General features: G+C 63.7%; 10 protein-coding genes and 7 pseudogenes. 15 read left to right on the top strand and 2 right to left on the bottom strand.

What is annotated here, in order from left to right; all coding sequences use genetic code 11:
- The first annotated feature begins 172 nt into the window (after window positions 1-172).
- From CUR85_RS06715 to rlmH, 3 genes and pseudogenes are all read left to right on the top strand, one after another.
- Window positions 173-1,528, top strand: coding sequence for a mechanosensitive ion channel family protein (locus CUR85_RS06715; RefSeq protein WP_067268515.1), 1,356 nt, complete (start codon window positions 173-175; stop codon window positions 1,526-1,528).
- A 186-nt stretch (window positions 1,529-1,714) separates the two neighbouring features.
- Complete coding sequence (gene rsfS / locus CUR85_RS06710) at window positions 1,715-2,086, top strand: ribosome silencing factor (protein WP_067268516.1); 372 nt, start codon at window positions 1,715-1,717, stop codon at window positions 2,084-2,086.
- A gap of 22 nt (window positions 2,087-2,108) precedes the next feature.
- A pseudogene (gene rlmH, locus CUR85_RS06705) lies at window positions 2,109-2,577 on the top strand (23S rRNA (pseudouridine(1915)-N(3))-methyltransferase RlmH).
- Between the two features lie 11 nt (window positions 2,578-2,588).
- On the opposite strand, the gene CUR85_RS06700 reads toward rlmH, so the two are convergent.
- Complete coding sequence (locus CUR85_RS06700; RefSeq protein WP_067268520.1) at window positions 2,589-2,945, bottom strand: hypothetical protein; 357 nt, start codon at window positions 2,943-2,945, stop codon at window positions 2,589-2,591.
- A 185-nt stretch (window positions 2,946-3,130) separates the two neighbouring features.
- On the opposite strand from CUR85_RS06700, the pseudogene CUR85_RS06695 reads away from it, so the two are divergent.
- From CUR85_RS06695 to CUR85_RS06655, 9 genes and pseudogenes are all read left to right on the top strand, one after another.
- Window positions 3,131-4,581 (top strand): annotated as a pseudogene (locus CUR85_RS06695) (FAD-linked oxidase C-terminal domain-containing protein).
- Window positions 4,578-5,689 (top strand): annotated as a pseudogene (locus tag CUR85_RS06690) (FAD-binding protein). The pseudogenes CUR85_RS06695 and CUR85_RS06690 overlap by 4 nt, the downstream one beginning before the upstream one ends.
- Window positions 5,686-6,054 (top strand): hypothetical protein, encoded by a 369-nt coding sequence (locus CUR85_RS06685; RefSeq protein ID WP_067268525.1) that lies wholly within the window; start codon window positions 5,686-5,688, stop codon window positions 6,052-6,054. The pseudogene CUR85_RS06690 and the gene CUR85_RS06685 overlap by 4 nt, the downstream one beginning before the upstream one ends.
- A gap of 13 nt (window positions 6,055-6,067) precedes the next feature.
- Window positions 6,068-7,394, top strand: a pseudogene (gene glcF / locus CUR85_RS06680) (glycolate oxidase subunit GlcF).
- A gap of 48 nt (window positions 7,395-7,442) precedes the next feature.
- Window positions 7,443-8,272, top strand: a pseudogene (locus CUR85_RS06675) (trypsin-like serine peptidase).
- Between the two features lie 149 nt (window positions 8,273-8,421).
- Window positions 8,422-8,891: pseudogene (locus tag CUR85_RS06670) on the top strand (Hsp20 family protein).
- A gap of 245 nt (window positions 8,892-9,136) precedes the next feature.
- Window positions 9,137-9,643, top strand: coding sequence for a hypothetical protein (locus tag CUR85_RS06665; protein WP_067266794.1), 507 nt, complete (start codon window positions 9,137-9,139; stop codon window positions 9,641-9,643).
- Window positions 9,644-9,824: 181 nt separating this feature from the next.
- Window positions 9,825-10,499: a metal-binding protein ZinT gene (locus tag CUR85_RS06660; protein ID WP_067266795.1), complete on the top strand. Its 675-nt coding sequence runs from the start codon at window positions 9,825-9,827 to the stop codon at window positions 10,497-10,499.
- Between the two features lie 14 nt (window positions 10,500-10,513).
- Complete coding sequence (locus CUR85_RS06655; RefSeq protein WP_067266797.1) at window positions 10,514-10,771, top strand: DUF6525 family protein; 258 nt, start codon at window positions 10,514-10,516, stop codon at window positions 10,769-10,771.
- Window positions 10,772-10,829: 58 nt separating this feature from the next.
- On the opposite strand, the gene CUR85_RS06650 is transcribed toward CUR85_RS06655, so the two are convergent.
- The gene (locus CUR85_RS06650; RefSeq protein ID WP_067266799.1) at window positions 10,830-12,305 is read right to left on the bottom strand and encodes an NAD-dependent succinate-semialdehyde dehydrogenase; all 1,476 of its coding nucleotides are present in this window, start codon (window positions 12,303-12,305) and stop codon (window positions 10,830-10,832) included.
- A 91-nt stretch (window positions 12,306-12,396) separates the two neighbouring features.
- Here CUR85_RS06650 and CUR85_RS06645 point away from each other — a divergent pair, with 91 nt between their 5' ends.
- The 3 genes and pseudogenes from CUR85_RS06645 to CUR85_RS06635 all read left to right on the top strand — a co-directional run bounded on the left by CUR85_RS06645 (window position 12,397) and on the right by CUR85_RS06635 (window position 16,592).
- Window positions 12,397-13,185: an alpha/beta hydrolase gene (locus CUR85_RS06645; RefSeq protein ID WP_067266801.1), complete on the top strand. Its 789-nt coding sequence runs from the start codon at window positions 12,397-12,399 to the stop codon at window positions 13,183-13,185.
- 128 nt (window positions 13,186-13,313) lie between these two features.
- Window positions 13,314-13,943, top strand: a complete 630-nt coding sequence (locus tag CUR85_RS06640) for a DUF1523 family protein (RefSeq protein ID WP_067266803.1) — start codon at window positions 13,314-13,316, stop codon at window positions 13,941-13,943.
- Window positions 13,944-14,019: 76 nt separating this feature from the next.
- Window positions 14,020-16,592, top strand: a pseudogene (locus tag CUR85_RS06635) (cation:proton antiporter).
- Window positions 16,593-16,605: the final 13 nt, after the last annotated feature.

Genomic DNA, 16,605 nt, shown 5'->3' with positions numbered 1-16,605 from the left:
CGCGCACGGTCGCAAAGATCAAACACCAGTATCATGGGGCAAGGGATATAGCGCCTGAGCGAGTCTCGCAAGGTGTCGTGATCGTCTTGGAGGCAGGGGGTGGGCTGCGGGTCATCTTGCCCCGGCGCAAAGCCTGTGCGACCGTGATCCTCCCTAGCTGCAAAGGCCGCCCATGATCCCTGAAAGCCACCCGTTTTCGAACTTTCTGCTGTCGCTTCAGGCTTTGTTCGACGGGGTGCTCGGCTTTGGGGAAAGCATTCTGAGCCCCGGTTGGCGGCAAAACCAAATCCTGATCCTGCTGGCCTTGGTGGCGCTGGCGTGGGTGTTGCACCGGGTCACCGGCGTGATGTTGCAAAACTGGGTCCGCTCCCGCGAAGGCTGGTCCAAGTGGCAATTGCGTGTTGTGGTGCAGGTCAAGCGGCGTTTGGGGCTGATCTGGTTCGCTTTGCTGGCGGGGCTGCTCTATCAGGTGATGCAGAACGTGACTTGGCCGTCACGGTCCTATCTCATCGGTTTGGCAGCGACGCTGGCGGCGATCTATGTGGGTATCGCTTTCGCCGCGCGTCTGGTGCGCAACCGACCCTTGCGCCGCATGGTGACATGGGGGCTGTGGATCTATGCCACGCTCTACATGCTGAACGTCGCCGATGATGTGGCCTTGTTTCTCGACGGGGTCGCGCTGACTGTGGGCGAATTCCGCCTTTCGGTGTTGACCATTCTGACCGCGCTGGTGGTGGTCGGTGCGCTTTTGACCATGGCGCGGCTGGTCAGCACAACCACCGCCGCGACGATCCGCAAGAACGAAGACATCAGCCCCTCCATGCAGGTGCTGGCCGTGAAGGGGGTGCAAATCCTGCTCTACGGGCTCGCGTTCTTCATCGGTGTGCGGGCGGTGGGGATTGACCTGACCGGGCTTGCGGTACTGTCGGGCGCAATCGGTGTGGGCCTTGGTTTCGGTCTGCAAAAGGTGGTGTCGAACCTCGTCTCTGGCGTGATCATCCTGCTTGACAAGTCGATCAAGCCCGGCGATGTGATCAGTCTGGGCGAGACCTTTGGCTGGATCCAAACGCTCGGCGCGCGCTATGCGTCTGTGGTGACGCGGGACGGTAAGGAATACCTGATCCCGAACGAAGACCTGATCACCGGGCAGGTGGTGAACTGGTCCCACTCCAATGACTTTGTGCGGCTCGATATCTATTTCGGCACGGCCTATTCCGACGATCCGCATCTGGTGCGCAAACTGGCGGTGGAGGCGGCCAAGGGCGTCGACCGGGTGCTGAGCTACAAGGCCCCGGTTTGCCATATCGTGGGCTTTGGCGATTCGTCGGTGGATTACATCCTGCGCTTTTGGATCAAGGATCCAACCGGCGGGCTGACCAATATTCGCGGCAATGTCTATCTGGCGCTTTGGGATGCCTTCAAGGAACACGGCATCTCCATCCCCTTCCCGCAGCGCGAGGTAAAAGTCATCGAAGACAGTCAACTGGCCCTGTCGCGCGCCGCGGCATCGCGGGATATGCCTGAGTGAGCGGGGATTTGCGCCGTGGTTAACGCTATGGCAACGCGATCCATTGAAAAATAAACCCCGGGTCGCTAAATTGGGGCTGCTCGGCACCGGGGCAAGCGTTCAGCATTGATGGTGCTATTTACGAAGGAGGACAATGTCCTGTCTCTTAACGTTGACGCAGCGCAGGCTGCTGACCATGGGGCTGCAATGACTGCCGCCTCGCAAATCGCAACCAGCGACGACCTGCTGGCGCTTATCCTTTCCTCGCTGAATGACGACAAGGCCGAAGATATCGTGCAGATCGATCTGCGCGGCAAGACGGCCATCGGCGACTATATGGTGATCTGCTCGGGCCGCTCCACGCGGCAGGTTTCGGCGATCTCGGAAAAGCTGGCGCAGGCCGTCAAAGACGCCACCGGACGCACGTCCAAGATGGAAGGCCGCGAAACCGGCGACTGGGTCTTGATCGACACAGGCGACGTTGTCGTGCATGTCTTCCGGCCCGAAGTGCGTGAATTCTACCAGCTTGAAAAGATGTGGCTGGGCGGCGACGACGCGGCCACAGCGGCACCGCACTGATCCCGCTTTGCGGGCCTAGGTCATGCGGGTTCACATCTGTGCCATGGGCCGGCTTCGCGCCGGTCCGGAGAAATCCCTTGTCGATGATTATCTGACCCGGTTCGACCGGACCGGGCGCGGTCTGGGCCTTGGTCCCGCGCGCGTGGTCGAGATGGAAGACAAGAAGAACGGCGGCATGGCCGCCGAAGCCGTGCTGTTACGGCGGGCGATCCCCAAGGGGCGGTGATCTGCGTACTGGATGAACGCGGCAAGGTCGAAACCTCCCCCGCATTCGCCGAACGGCTTGGCAATTGGCGGGACGCCGGGCGGGGGATTTGGCCTTTGTCATCGGCGGCGCCGATGGCATCGACCCCAGCCTGCGGGCAGAGGCGGATCATGCTCTCTCTTTTGGCAAGATGGTCTGGCCGCATATGCTGGTGCGGGTCATGCTGGCCGAACAGCTTTACCGCGCCGCCGCGATCCTCTCTGGCGGGCCTTACCACCGGGTCTGAAAGGGCGCAGGTCAGGGCAGCGGGATCGTCACCAATTCAGAAGACCAGCCGCTGACACTGTCGCGCGCTTGAATGCTGACCTCCGTCATCCCTTCGGGGATGCGCACGCCAGAAAGCGAGCGGGTGAAGGGCTGCTCTTTCACATGCGGATGTGCCAGATTTCGGGTGCCCAAGGGTTTGCCATCGGGGTCCAGAATGCGCCAAGCGTCGGCATAGTGGTCCCAGCCACTGTCGTTGTGCCGGATGGTGACGTCAAACTTCCACAAATCGCCCTGTCGATCGACCGTGACATTCAAAATGGCGGGCGGATCGGCGAAACCCGGTGCGGCAAAGGCCATGAAGGCGAGAATGAGGCTACGTTTGAACATGGGACACCAATAAAACAACGAACTGAATATAGCGCATTTCGGAAAGGTTCCAAGGTAGGCGGAAGTTGGGCCCGGTGCAATTCACCCTGAAGCGGCAATTTAGTGGTGCAATTGCACCAAGCGCGCGGCAAACTGGTCAAACCCGCGCCATAGGCTCTATGCTGCGGGCCAGAGGAGGGACCGGAATGCAGATGCCAACACCCGATGCCGGGATCATTGCGCGCAAGGCGCGGGTCGTGGCGCGGCTGCGCGCGGCGCTGCCCCGCGATGCCGTGATTGACGATGCGCATGAGACCCGCGCCTATGAATGCGACGCGTTGACGGCCTATAAATGCCCCCCTTGGCCGTAACCCTGCCTGCCAGCACCGAAGAAGTCTCGTCCATTCTGGCGATCTGCCATGAGGAGGGCGTGCCGGTGGTGCCGCGCGGCTCGGGCACCTCGCTTGCCGGTGGGGCCTTGCCCACTGCCGATAGCGTGGTGCTGGGGGTGGCGCGCATGGCCGAGGTGCTTGAGGTCGACTACGACAACCGTCTGATGCGCGTGCAGACCGGGCGCACCAACCTGAGCGTCACCGGCGCGGTGGAGGAAGACGGCTTTTTCTACGCGCCCGACCCCTCCAGCCAGTTGGCCTGTGCCATCGCGGGAAATATCGCGATGAACTCGGGCGGGGCGCATTGTCTGAAATACGGTGTCACCACCAACAACCTTTTGGGCGTCACCATGATCATGATGGACGGCGAAGTGGTCGAGATCGGCGGCGGTTATATGGACGCGGGCGGGCTGGACCTTTTGGGCGTGATCTGCGGCTCCGAAGGGCAGTTGGGCGTGGTGACCGAAGCCACCCTGCGCATCCTGCCCAAACCCGAAGGCGCGCGGCCCGTGCTCATGGGGTTCGACGACAACGCCGTGGCTGGGGCCTGTGTCAGCGACATCATCAAGGCGGGCGTCTTGCCCGTGGCGATCGAATTTATGGACCGCCCCTGCATCGAGGCGACGGAGGCTTTCGCCCATGCGGGCTACCCGATGTGCGAGGCGCTGCTGATCGTGGAGGTCGAAGGCTCCGATGCCGAGATCGACCACCAGCTTGCCCTGATCACCGAGATTGCCCGCCGTCACAACCCGGTGGAACTGCGCGAAAGCACCAGCGCCGAGGAAAGCGCCGCGATCTGGCTGGGCCGCAAGTCCGCCTTTGGCGCCATGGGGCAGATCAACGACTACATGTGCCTTGATGGCACCATCCCGGTGAATGAGCTGCCCATGGTGCTGCGCCGGATCGGTGAGATGTCCGATGACTATGGCCTCAAGGTCGGCAATGTTTTTCACGCGGGCGACGGCAATATGCACCCGCTGATCCTGTTTGACGCCAACAAACCCGGCGATCTGGAGAAATGCGAGGCCTTTGGCGCCGATATCCTGCGGCTCTGCGTCGAAGCGGGCGGTTGCCTGACCGGGGAGCATGGGGTTGGGATCGAAAAGCGCGATCTGATGCATGAGCAATACGCCCCCGCGGATCTAGAGGCGCAATTGATGGTGAAGGATGTCTTCGACCCGGCATGGCTGTTGAACCCGGCCAAGGTCTTCCCTCTCGACGTGACGAAAGGGCGACGCGGCAGCGGCGCATCGGTGGCGGCGTGACGGTGACTTCCGAGGCGGAGCTGGCCGAGGCGATCCGTGGCGCAGAGGCGCCCCTGTCCCTGCGGGGCGGCGATACACGCGGCATGGCAGGGCCCGGCGCGGCACTGTCGCTTGCCGGTCTGCGGGGGATCACCCTTTACGAGCCGGGCGCGCTGACGCTGGTCGCGCAGGCGGGCACGCCGGTCTCCGAGATCGAGGCCGCTTTGGCCGCCGAGGGACAGCGGCTGGCCTTTGAGCCGATGGACCACCGCGCGCTCATGGACCGCAGCGGCACGCCGACCATCGGCGGGGTCTTTGCCGCCAATGTCAGCGGCCCGCGGCGGCTTGCTGTTGGGGCGGCGCGGGATTTCCTCTTGGGGGTGCGGTTCGTCGATGGGCAGGGGGCCATCATCAAGAACGGGGGCCGGGTGATGAAGAATGTCACCGGCTATGATCTGGTCAAGCTCATGGCCGGGTCGCAGGGCACCTTGGGCGCGCTGACCGAAGTCTCGCTGAAGGTACTCCCGAAACCCGAAACCAGCGCGACGCTCGTGCTGTCCGGGCTGGACGACGCCGCCGCCATCGCCGCGATGGCGCTGGCCATGCGCAGCCCTTTCGAGGTGACCGGCGCGGCCCATGACCCGGCGCAGGGCCGAACGGTCCTGCGGTTGGAGGGGTTCGAGACCTCGGTCACCTACCGGATCGGGCGGCTGAAGGATTTGCTTGCCGCCACGGGGGGCGAGATCGAGGTGCTTGCAGAAGGTAGCTCAGAGACCCTCTGGCGTGATCTGCGAGATGTGGCGCCCTTCCATGGGGCGGCGGGCGATGTCTGGCGCCTGCATTGCCGCCCGACCGAGGCTCCGGCGCTTGCGGCTAAGGCCGGGGCGGAGGCGCGGCTTTATGATTGGGCCGGGGGGCTGCTATGGCTGCGCATGGCCCCGGCACGGACCTGCGCGCCCGCTTGGGACGGTATGACGGCCACGCGACCTTGTTGCGGGCCGAGGCGGCGGGGACGCTGCCCCGACAGGAACCCGAAGCGTCGGGGGTGGCGCGGTTGACGGCGGGGCTCAGGGCCAAGTTCGACCCCCGTGGCCTGTTTAACGCCGAAGCCTTGGCCCGCAGCGCATGACTTTGGTGCTGGTCTTCCTCATCGTCTTTCTGATCGGCCCGTTTCTGTTCAAGGCGCTGATCGCCGTGCCGCCTTCGCTTAGGGCCATCCGCGCCTTGGCGGCGATGGTGCTGGCGACCTTTCTGATCGCGCTTGCCCTGCGCTATGGTCTGCTGCGCTATTGGGGCGACAGCGCTTGGCTGTTGGGGGCCATCGCCTTGGCGCTCTGGGCCGCATGGATCGGGGTGATCGCGCTGGTGGTCCAAGCGCTGCGCCGGGCCGATCCGCGCCCGGCAATGCGCCGGTGGAGCGGGGTGCTGGGAGCCGTGGGCACGACGGTGCCGTGGTTCGGCCTCGTCCTCGCCAATCTGATGCGCAGCACATAGGAACGGAGCCGTCATGCAAACCACCTTCACCCCCGCGCAGTTGCAGGATCCTGACACGCAGCGCAGCAATGAGATTCTGCGCGCCTGTGTGCACTGCGGCTTCTGCACGGCGACCTGCCCGACCTATCAGGTCTTGGGCGATGAGTTGGACAGCCCGCGCGGACGCATCTACCTGATCAAGGACATGCTGGAGAACGACCGCGACCCGGATCCAAAGACGGTTCAGCATATCGACCGCTGCCTGTCCTGCCTCGCCTGTATGACGACCTGCCCCTCGGGGTGCATTACATGCATCTGGTCGATCACGCCCGCGCCTATATCGAAGAACGCTACAAGCGCCCCATGGGCGAACGCGCCCTGCGCTGGATGCTGGCGCGGATTCTGCCCTATCCCACACGCTTTCGGCTGGCGCTGCTTGGGGCCAAGATCGGCCGGCCCTTTGCCCGGCGGATGCCCGACGCGCGGCTGCGCGCCATGCTGGAAATGGCGCCCAAGACGGTCCCCCGGTCAGCCGCAACGACGATCCGCAGAGCTTTCCGGCTAAGGGCAAGCCGCTGCGCCGGGTGGCCCTGATGACCGGCTGCGCCCAAAAGGCGCTGAACACCGATATCAACGACGCCACGGTCCGGCTGCTAACCCGCGCGGGCTGCGAGGTGGTGGTGGCCCAAGGGGCGGGCTGTTGCGGCGCGCTGACCCATCACATGGGCAAGACCGATGAGAGCCACACCCACGCCGCCCGCAACATCCGCGCATGGCGGGCCGAGATGGACGGCGAGGGGCTGGATGCCATTGTGATCAACACCTCGGGCTGCGGCACCACGGTCAAGGATTACGGCCATATGTTCCGCAATGACCCGCTGGCAGAGGATGCGGCGCGGGTTTCGGCCCTTGCGAAGGATGTGACGGAACTGCTGGCAGAGCTCGACTTGCCCTTTGCCAAACCGGCCGCGTCGGGCATGGTCGTCGCCTATCATGCGGCCTGTTCGCTGCAACATGGGCAACAGATCAAGGCCACGCCGAAGACCCTGCTGAAGCAGGCGGGATACACGGTGGTGGAACCGGCGGACAGTCACCTCTGCTGCGGCTCAGCGGGGACCTATAATCTGATGCAGCCCGAGATTTCGGCCAAGCTGAAAGAGCGCAAGATCAAGACCCTGGAGGCCAAATCACCGGATGTGATCGCGGCGGGCAATATTGGCTGCATGATGCAGATCGGATCGGGCACCGGGGTGCCGGTGGTGCATAGCGTCGAACTGCTCGATTGGGCCTGTGGCGGGCCGAAACCGCCCGCGCTCAGCCGTGATCCTGACGCGCCTGCGCAGGTGCCGCGTTTGCGTTAAGCCCGCGCCGTATTTTCGCCGCAACTCCCCTATATCCGCCAAGTAAACATGGTTTTGAGGTGCATTTTGCGACAATTGTTGGCGGCTATCTTCGGCGTCTTTACCCTTGCCACGGCGGCGCAGGCTCAAGACAGCGCACTCAAAGCGCTCGACAACGGTGTGGATGCCGCCGCGTGGGAGGCGGTGGGCCGTCTCGACATCGGTGGGACCGGCTTTTGCACCGGCACGCTAATCGCCCCGCGTCTGGTGCTGACCGCTGCGCATTGCCTGTTTGACCGCGAAACCAAGGCCCGGATCGACCATGGTGAGGTGCAGTTCCTCGCCGGTTGGCGCAATGGCCGCGCCGGGGCCTACCGCGACATTCGCCGCGCCGTGGTGCATCCCGATTACGTCTATGACGGTGAGGTCTCCTCGGGCCGGGTGCGCAATGATCTGGCGCTTTTGGAACTCTCCCGCCCGATCCGCAACACCACCATCCGGCCCTTCGGCACTGCCGCGCGTCCGCGCCCCGGCGACCGTGTGGGCGTGGTCAGCTATGCCCGCGATCGGGCCGAGGCACCGTCTTTGCAAGAGGTCTGCAAGGTGCTGGCCCAGCAAGAGGGGTCTTGGTGACCTCCTGCGCGGTCGATTTCGGCTCAAGCGGCGCGCCGATCTTTAGTTTCGTCGCAGGCGAGGCGCATATCGTCTCCGTCGTTTCGGCCAAGGCCGAGGTTGAGGGCGCGCAGGTCTCGCTCGGCACGGCGCTCGGCGCGCCTTTGGCACTGCTGCAAGCGGAACTGGTGGCAGGCAAGGGCGTGTTTCTGGATTCCAACCCCGCAGGCAAGCGCATCCGCGTCGGAGAAGAGCGCGGCACCGGGGCGAAATTCATCCGCCCGTAATTCTGCGCGGCAGGACTTGAAAGCGCGCAAACCCTTTCCCACATGAGCTTTGCCGAGGTGCCTCAATAGGGCTTCGGCGCTTGAAAAACCGGGTCTGTCCAATGGTGGAAGGCCCGATATGTCAATCGCTCACTGATGAGGATGAACACATGCGTAGCTTTGATTTCGCACCCCTTTACCGCTCCAGCGTTGGTTTCGACCAGATCGCCAACATGATGGACCGGGTTCTGACAAATGATGGGGCCACCCCCAGCTATCCCCCTACAACATCGAAAAGCTCGACAACGATGCCTATCGCATCTCGATCGCCGTCGCCGGTTTCTCGGATAGCGATCTGAGCGTCGAAGTGCGTGAGAAGGCGCTTATCGTTTCGGCCCGCAAGGCGGATGAGGATGAGGCCAAGACCTATCTGCACCGCGGCATCGCCACCCGCGCCTTTGAGCGTCGCTTCCATCTGGCCGACCACGTTCAGGTGATCGGCGCGGCCCATGCCAACGGCATGCTGCATATCGAGCTTGAGCGTCAGGTGCCCGAGGCCCTGAAACCGCGTCAGATCACCATCTCTTCCGAGGTGAAGGCGATCGACAAGGACGTGGTTGACGCCAAATCCGTGAACTAAGCGCAACCGTTCCGGCGCTTTGCGAAGGCCCGCTTTTGGCGGGCCTTTTTTCTGGGCGGTCGCCTCCCAAGCTCGACCCGTTCGTGGGTGAATATCTGCCAAAGCTTGGGGGCGAAAACGGCGGCTTTCTGCTGCGCGGGGGCGGGGTGAAACCAAGCAAAAGCTGTCGGGTTGAGTGGGGGACCGGGCAGGCGTGCCCGGACAACAGCGTGCAGAGTACCGCACGCGCAATGAAAGGAAGAACCATGACGACCTATGCAAATTCCCTACGCAAGCTTTCCCTGACCACGGCTGTCGCCGCTCTTATGGCGGCCCCAGTCGCCGCACAGACGCTGGACGCGGGTGTCGGCACCGATGCGACCGCCGATCTGGCGGGCACGGAATTGGACACCACAGCCGGGGCCGAGGCGAATGGCACCCTGACCACCGAACAGGCCATCGACCAAACCGCGGCCTCGGACATCGATACGGATGCCGATATCGCGCTGGATGGCAGCACCGTGGCGGTCGCCTCAGATGATACGGTCATCGGCACCATCTCGAACGCAGAGCCGCAAGCGGACGGTTCCATGCGCTATTCCATCGATCTGGCCGAGGAATTCGCCGCCGATAGCGACCGTGCGGTCGTGCAGATCGACCAAGATGTTGACGCCGATGGCCAGCTGCTCATCGGCATGACGGGCGAAGAATTCGCCGCGGCCCTGTCCCAGCAAGTGAATGCGGACGGCGCGGCGCAGACCCGGACCAACTAAGACGGGTCACCCTAGGGCGTATCTCTCCCCGCCCGAAGGCCGGCAGCATGAAAGTGCTGTCGGCTTTTTCGTGTTCGGGCTGGCGGCCATCGGGTTGCAAACTCTCCGGGACAAGGCTACTCCGCGCTAGTTATGATATAACATATCGAATCATGACGCAGGCCAAACCACGGAGAACGACATGCCCCAAACATCCGCATCCCCGCTATTCTTCCTGACGCTCAGCGCGGGCCTTGCCCTTTCGGCCCCGGTCGTGGCCGAGACGAAAGAGGCATCGCATGACCACGATCATTCCCATGCGCATGACCACGCCCACGACCAGAACGACATCTACAAAGGCTACTTTGACGACGCGCAGATCAAGGATCGGCCCTTGTCGGATTGGGCGGGCGACTGGCAATCGGTCTACCCGCTGTTGCAGCAGGGCGCGCTGGACGCGGTGATGCAACACAAGGCCGAGCACGGCGACAAGACGGCGGCGGAGTACAAGGCCTATTACGAGGTCGGCTATGCCACCGATGTGGACCGCATCACCATCGACGGCAATGCCGTGACCTTCTTCCGGGACGGTGATCCGGTGCAGGGGCGCTATGTCAGCGATGGCTATGAGGTGCTCACCTACAAGAAGGGCAACCGCGGCGTGCGCTATGTCTTTGCCAAAGAGGGCGGCGATGCCGAAGCGCCGGAATATATCCAATTCAGCGACCATATCATCGCGCCGCAAAAGGCCGATCACTATCACCTCTACTGGGGCGATGACCGCGCCGAGGTGTTGAAGGAACTGACCAACTGGCCGACCTATTTCCCCGCCGAGCTGAGCGCGTCTGAGATCGCGGCGGATATGCAGGCGCATTAAGGGCGGCCCGCGGCATGACTGGCAAAAAGCGAAACCTGCGCAGCGGGCTGAAACAGCGGCGGCGTCAGGGGAACCCGATGGCGGCCTTTGACCAACTGCCGCCGCCCCTGCGGGCATGGCTGGCGCAGGCGGCGCTGCCGTGGTCGCCCCGTTCGGCACATCGGCTGTGGTGTCGGGCGTTGCAGCGTTGCGAAGGTGATGTCGCGCAAGCGATCTCGCATCTTTCGCGGGCGGAGCGCCGGATGCTGGCACAGGACCGGCTGACGCAATAGCCCGATGCAAAACGGGGCGCGCCATGGCACGCCCCGTTTCTTTAACTTCCGCCGGTGCTTAGACCGACAGGCAGACGTATTTCATCTCAAGATAGTCTTCGATTCCGTGGTGCGATCCTTCGCGCCCAAGGCCGGATTGCTTGACCCCGCCAAAGGGCGCAAGCTCGGTCGAGATGATGCCGGTGTTGACGCCGACGATGCCATATTCCAGCGCCTCGGCCACCTTGTAGACGCGGCTGAGGTCCTTGGCGTAGAAATAGGAGGCAAGGCCGAAGATCGTGTCGTTGGCCATGGCGATCACGTCATCCACATCCTCGAACTTGAAGAGCGGCGCGAGGGGGCCGAATGTCTCTTCCTTGGCGACTTTCATATCCTGCGTCACGCCGGTCACGATGGTGGGCCCGAAGAAGTTGCCGCCCATGTCGTCCTTGGCGTTGCCCAGAATGATTTCCGCGCCGTTGTCGACCGCATCCTTGATATGCTCTTGCACTTTGTCCGAGGCTTCGGGGTTGATGAGCGGGCCCAGATCGGTGCCCTCTTCGAGGCCGTCGCCGACCTTCATCTGGCTCACGCGGTCCTTCAGCTTGGCCGCGAAGGCGTCATAGACGCCCGCCTGCACGTAGATCCGGTTCGCGCAGACGCAGGTCTGGCCGTTGTTGCGGAACTTGCACATGATCGCGCCCTCGACCGCCGCGTCGAGATCGGCGTCGTCGAAGACGATGAAGGGCGCGTTGCCGCCCAGTTCCATTGAGCATTTCATCACCTGATCGGCGGCCTGTTTCAGCAAGATGCGCCCGACCTCGGTTGAGCCGGTGAAGGTCAGCTTGCGCACCGCCGGGTTCTCGCAGAACTCCTTGCCCACGGCGGAGGAGGAGGAGGACGGCACCACGTTGAACACGCCCGCCGGGATCCCTGCGCGTTCCGCGAGCACGCCCATGACGATGGCCGACAGCGGCGTCTCCGCCGCCGGACGCGCCACAAACGAACAGCCCGCCGCCAGCGCGGGGGCCGCCTTGCGGGTGATCATCGCGTTGGGGAAGTTCCACGGCGTGATCGAGGCCGCGACGCCGATGGGTTGCTTCATCACCATGATGCGTTTGTCGCGCTGGTGGCCGGGGATCATCTCGCCGTAGACGCGCTTGGCCTCTTCGCCAAAGAATTCGATGAAGGACGCGCCATAGGCGATCTCGCCCTTGGCTTCGGCCAGCGGCTTGCCCTGTTCGGCAGTGAGGATGGTGCCCAGATCGTCTTGGTTCTCCATCATCAGGTCGAACCATTTGCGCAACACGGCGGCGCGTTCCTTGCCAGTCCAAGCGGCCCAGTCCTTCTGCGCCTTCTCGGCTTGGGCAATCGCGCCCGCGACCTGCGCGCGGCTAAGGTCGGCGACCTGTGCGATGACATCGCCCCGCGCGGGATTGGTCACGTCAAATGTACCGTCGTCGCCTTCGACCCATTGGCCGCCGATATAGGCGCGGGTTTCAAGCAGGCTGGGGTCTTTCAGCAGTGATTTCAGATCCGTCTTAGCATCAGTCATGTCATCTCTCCGCTATTCTCTATAGCCTCCAAAGCAACAACGAGTATGATTGTCCAGTTAAGTTTGATCAAATCCGGGGTGGGAGACCCAAATGATGCTAGATGACGCCTATGCAAACGCTGCCTATATCGACGGGGCCGACGGCTTTCCGCCCCGCTGGGAAAAGGAGGCAGAGGCATTCCGCGCGTCATTGGGGGCGCGGGCGCAGCTTAACGTGCGCTATGGCCCTTCGGACCGTCAAAAGTTCGACTTTTTCCAGCCCGAGGGTGTCTCGCGCGGCACGGCGGTCTTCGTGCATGGCGGCTATTGGAAGGCTTTCGACAAGAGCTATTGGTCGCATCTGGCCGCCGGTCCGCTGGCGCGGGGCTATGCCGTGGCGGTGCCGTCCTATGACCTCTGCCCCGATGTGCGCATTTCCGAGATTTCCACCCAAATCGCCGCGGCGCTGACCGAAGTGGCGAACCGCACGCAGGGCACCATCGTGCTGTCGGGCCATTCGGCGGGTGGGCATTTGGTGGCCCGCATGACCGACCCGCTGCTGCTGGGGGCCGAGGTGCGCGACCGGATCACGCGGATCGTGCCGATCTCCCCCGTGGCTGATCTGGCGCCCTTGTTGCAAACCGAAATGAACGACATTTTGCGGCTGGATGAGGCCGAAGCCGCCGCTGAAAGCCCGATCAAGATGACCCCGCCCCATGGTGTGGATGTGACCGTTTGGGTCGGCGCGGCGGAGCGGCCCGTCTTCCTCGAACAGGCCGAGAATTTCGCCCGCAGTTGGGGCGCGAAACATGTGGTGGCCGAGGGCAAGCACCATTTCGACGTGATCGATCCGCTGTCAGAGCCGGACAGCGACCTGACCAAAGCGCTGCTGGGCAGCTAAGGCCCGCATTTTGCGGCAAATGTCGCGTGTTAATGCGCGTAAGGCATTTGCCGCAGTGCCGCGGAAACACTATGTCAGAAGGGCAAAGGCCCCTGTCCGGCCGCGCGACCTAATGGAAAGGGCCGAAGATGAGAATCGTTAAATGGGTGTTCTGGGTGACCGTCTGGGTGCTGGTGGGGGCGTTCTTCCACTATACCCTGCCGCAGACCGATATCGTCCGCGTCACGGACACCTATGAAAAGCGGATCGACTTCGGCAACAACTCGATCTTCTGGTCCGGCTCATCGACTGATAGCGCGGGGCAGGCGGTCAACCGCGATGTCTTTTTCATCCAGACCCGCCGGGCCAAGGGCGATGTCATGGTCTACCGCAACGAAGACACCGGCTGGGGCTGGCCGCCCTATTTCAAGTTCGACACCGCCAACCTTCAGGCCGAGGCAGCCGATGCCCGCAGCACCACCGGCGCGCCGCAGTATTACGCGCTGAAACACTATGGCTGGCGCAGTGAACTGTTGTCGATCTACCCCAATGCCATCTCGCTCCGCCCGGTCGAGGGGCCGGAGGCGAGCAAGGGCATCCCCCTCGTGACCATCATCGTGCTGACCCTCGCCGCGGCACTCTTCTATGCGATCTGGGTGCGCTGGCGGCGGTTCCGCCGGGCGCGGCTGGACCCCAAGATCGAGGCGATCGAGGATGACATCGCCGCGCGGCGGGGCCGCTTTGCCCGCTGGCGGGCCGAACGGCGCGCGCGGAAATAACCTCACCACGAACTGCAGGCGCTGAGCGGGGCAAGAAGCGCCCCGCATTCAGCTAAATTCTGGTATTCCATCCTATATGGACATCATCCTCGTCACCACGGTCATTGCGTCGCTCTTTGTCGTTATCGGCTTGGCCGAGCCTTTGGCGGCGCGGTTGCAACTGCCCTACAGCGTGATCCTTGCGGTGCTGGGCATCCTGATCGGGGTCTCGGCGACCTTTTTCCTGCGGACCGATCTGACGGATGCGCTAAACCCGGTGGCGGCGGCCATTCTGGGGCTGCCGATCCGGTCGAACGTCTTTCTATACGTCTTCCTGCCGACGCTGTTGTTTCAGGCGACATTGGGAATGAACCTGCGCCGCATGGTCGACGATTGGGTGCCCATTCTGGTGCTGGCGGTCGTGGCCGTGGTGGTGGCGACGGTCAGCATCGGCTACGCGCTTTTCTGGGTCAGTGCGATCCCGCTGGCGGCCTGTCTGCTGATCGGGGCCATCGTCTCGACCACGGACCCATCGGCGGTGGTCTCGATCTTTCGGTCGATCTCGGCCCCGCGGCGGCTTGCGCGGATCATCGAAGGCGAAAGCCTGCTGAACGATGCCGCCGCCATCGCGCTTTTCGGCCTGTTCATGGGCTATGTCATGCTGGGCATTCCCGACCCGGAACTGGGCAGTGCGCTTGCGCAATTCCCAATGCTGATCGCAGGTGGGGCGCTGGTGGGCTGGCTGGGCGCGCGGATCGCGGTTTGGGTCATGGCGCTGTTTGCGCGGCATGAATTGGCGCAACAGTCGATCTCGGTCGCGCTGCCTTATCTGGCCTATATCGTGGCCGAGCAAAGCGTCGGCGCTTCGGGGGTGATCGCTGTGGTGGCGGCGGGGTTGACGCTGAACCTCACCGCGCCGGGGCGGCTGCCGCCACAGGCGTTGACCAACCTGCGCGAGCTTTGGGACGTGCTGGCCCATTGGGCCGGGGCGCTCATCTTTATCCTCGCCGCCCTGCTGATCCCGCGGCTGCTTGAGGAAGTCCGGCTGGAGGATTTCTTTCTTATCGCCGTGGTCGTGGTGGCCGCCATTTTCGCCCGCGCGGTGATCCTTTTCGGCCTGCTGCCCCTATTGACGGCGGCGAAGCTTTCGCCTGCGGTCGAGCGGCCCTACCGGGTGGCGATCCTCTGGGGCGGTTTGCGCGGAGCGGTCACGCTGGCGCTGGCGCTGGCGGTGACGGAAAGCGTGCGGGTGCCGGATGACATTCAGCGGATCGTGGGTATCTTGGCCACCGGCTTCACGCTCTTCACCCTGCTGGCCCAGGGTACGACGCTGCGTTGGATCATCGGGCGGTTGGGGCTCGATCAACTCTCGCCCATCGATCACGCGCTGTCGCGTCAGGTCATCGCCGTGGCCTTGCAGACCGTGCGCGAAGACGTGGCCCAAACGACCGAGAATTACGACCTGAACCGCGACATCGTGCGCTCCGAGGCGAAACGGTTTGGCGAACGGCTTGAGACAGCGGTCAAAACCGCGGAGGAGGCGACCGATATCCTCGACCGCGACCGGATCGCCCTTGGGCTGATCGCGCTGGCGGGGCATGAGCGTGACACGATCCTTGCACGGGTGCGCGAGCGGACGATCTCGGCCCGGATGGCCGATCTGGTGCTTTCGGATGCGGACCGGCTGATCGAAGGGGCGCGGACCCAAGGGCGCAGCGGCTATCAACGCGCGGCCCGGCGCAGCGTGGCCTATGGCCGCACATTTCGCGCAGCGGCAGTGCTGCACGGGCGCTACGGCGTGTCGGGGCCGCTGGCGCGGATGACGGCGGACCGCTTTGAAATGCTGCTGTCGCAACGGTTGATCCTGCGGGATCTGGGCACTTTCATCGATGGCCGCATTCGCCGGATCCACGGGCGGCGGGTGGCGGAATTGCTGCACGACCTGTTGGCGCGCCGTATCGAAGGGATTGAGACCGCGCTGGAGGGGCTGCGCTTGCAGTATCCCGGCTATGCTGAGGAGTTGGAACGGCGTTTCATCCGCCGCACGGCACTGCGTTTGGAAGAACGCGAATATACATTGATGCGCGAAGACGGTCTTTTTGGGGCCGAAGTCTATACCGCCTTGATGCAGGAACTGGCGACCCGGCGCACCGCGGCAGAGGGGCGCCCGGGGCTTGACCTTGCCGTGCGGCGCGGCGCTTTCATCGAACAGTTTCCGCTGTTTGCGGATCTAGAGGAGGGCGCGCTCAAACGGCTGAGCCGGGCGCTCAAGACCCGCTATGTCGATATCGGCGACGTGGTTTTGCGCAAGGAAAGCCCGGCGCGCAGCGTGTTTTTCATCGCCTCGGGTGCGGTCGAATTGGAAAGCGCGGGCCAGACTTGGCGATTGGGGCGGGGGAGATGTTCGGCCAGATGGCCATCCTGACGAACCGCGTCCGTCGGGTAGATGTGCGCGCCATCGCGCCGACCACGCTTTTGGTTCTGGACGAAGACCGGTTCCGCCGCCTGCTAGAACGAAGCGCGGCCCTGCGCGAGGCGGTGCGTGCCAGTGCGGAGAAGCGCGGGATCGATCCGGTGGATCTGGTCTCGGGCGGGCGGGGTAGCTCGGCGCGTCAAACGCTGGTGGAGCGTTTGGGGCCGGTGTGGTGCAGGGTATTTGAGAAAGGATGAAGATAGGGGGTGC

This window comes from Sulfitobacter faviae (genome assembly GCF_029870955.1).
Taxonomy (GTDB): domain Bacteria; phylum Pseudomonadota; class Alphaproteobacteria; order Rhodobacterales; family Rhodobacteraceae; genus Sulfitobacter; species Sulfitobacter faviae.
The sequence above is the reverse complement of the archived record's forward strand: the minus strand, read 5'-3'. Positions and strand labels throughout refer to the sequence as shown.

Excerpts from the sequence above, each read along its gene's own strand:
- CUR85_RS06715 (WP_067268515.1), top strand. The coding sequence starts at position 173 with ATGATCCCTGAAAGCCACCCGTTTTCGAACTTTCTGCTGTCGCTTCAG.
- rsfS (WP_067268516.1), top strand. The coding sequence starts at position 1,715 with ATGACTGCCGCCTCGCAAATCGCAACCAGCGACGACCTGCTGGCGCTT.
- CUR85_RS06700 (WP_067268520.1), bottom strand. The coding sequence starts at position 2,945 with ATGTTCAAACGTAGCCTCATTCTCGCCTTCATGGCCTTTGCCGCACCG.
- CUR85_RS06685 (WP_067268525.1), top strand. The coding sequence starts at position 5,686 with ATGACTTTGGTGCTGGTCTTCCTCATCGTCTTTCTGATCGGCCCGTTT.
- CUR85_RS06665 (WP_067266794.1), top strand. The coding sequence starts at position 9,137 with ATGACGACCTATGCAAATTCCCTACGCAAGCTTTCCCTGACCACGGCT.
- CUR85_RS06660 (WP_067266795.1), top strand. The coding sequence starts at position 9,825 with ATGCCCCAAACATCCGCATCCCCGCTATTCTTCCTGACGCTCAGCGCG.
- CUR85_RS06655 (WP_067266797.1), top strand. The coding sequence starts at position 10,514 with ATGACTGGCAAAAAGCGAAACCTGCGCAGCGGGCTGAAACAGCGGCGG.
- CUR85_RS06650 (WP_067266799.1), bottom strand. The coding sequence starts at position 12,305 with ATGACTGATGCTAAGACGGATCTGAAATCACTGCTGAAAGACCCCAGC.
- CUR85_RS06645 (WP_067266801.1), top strand. The coding sequence starts at position 12,397 with ATGATGCTAGATGACGCCTATGCAAACGCTGCCTATATCGACGGGGCC.
- CUR85_RS06640 (WP_067266803.1), top strand. The coding sequence starts at position 13,314 with ATGAGAATCGTTAAATGGGTGTTCTGGGTGACCGTCTGGGTGCTGGTG.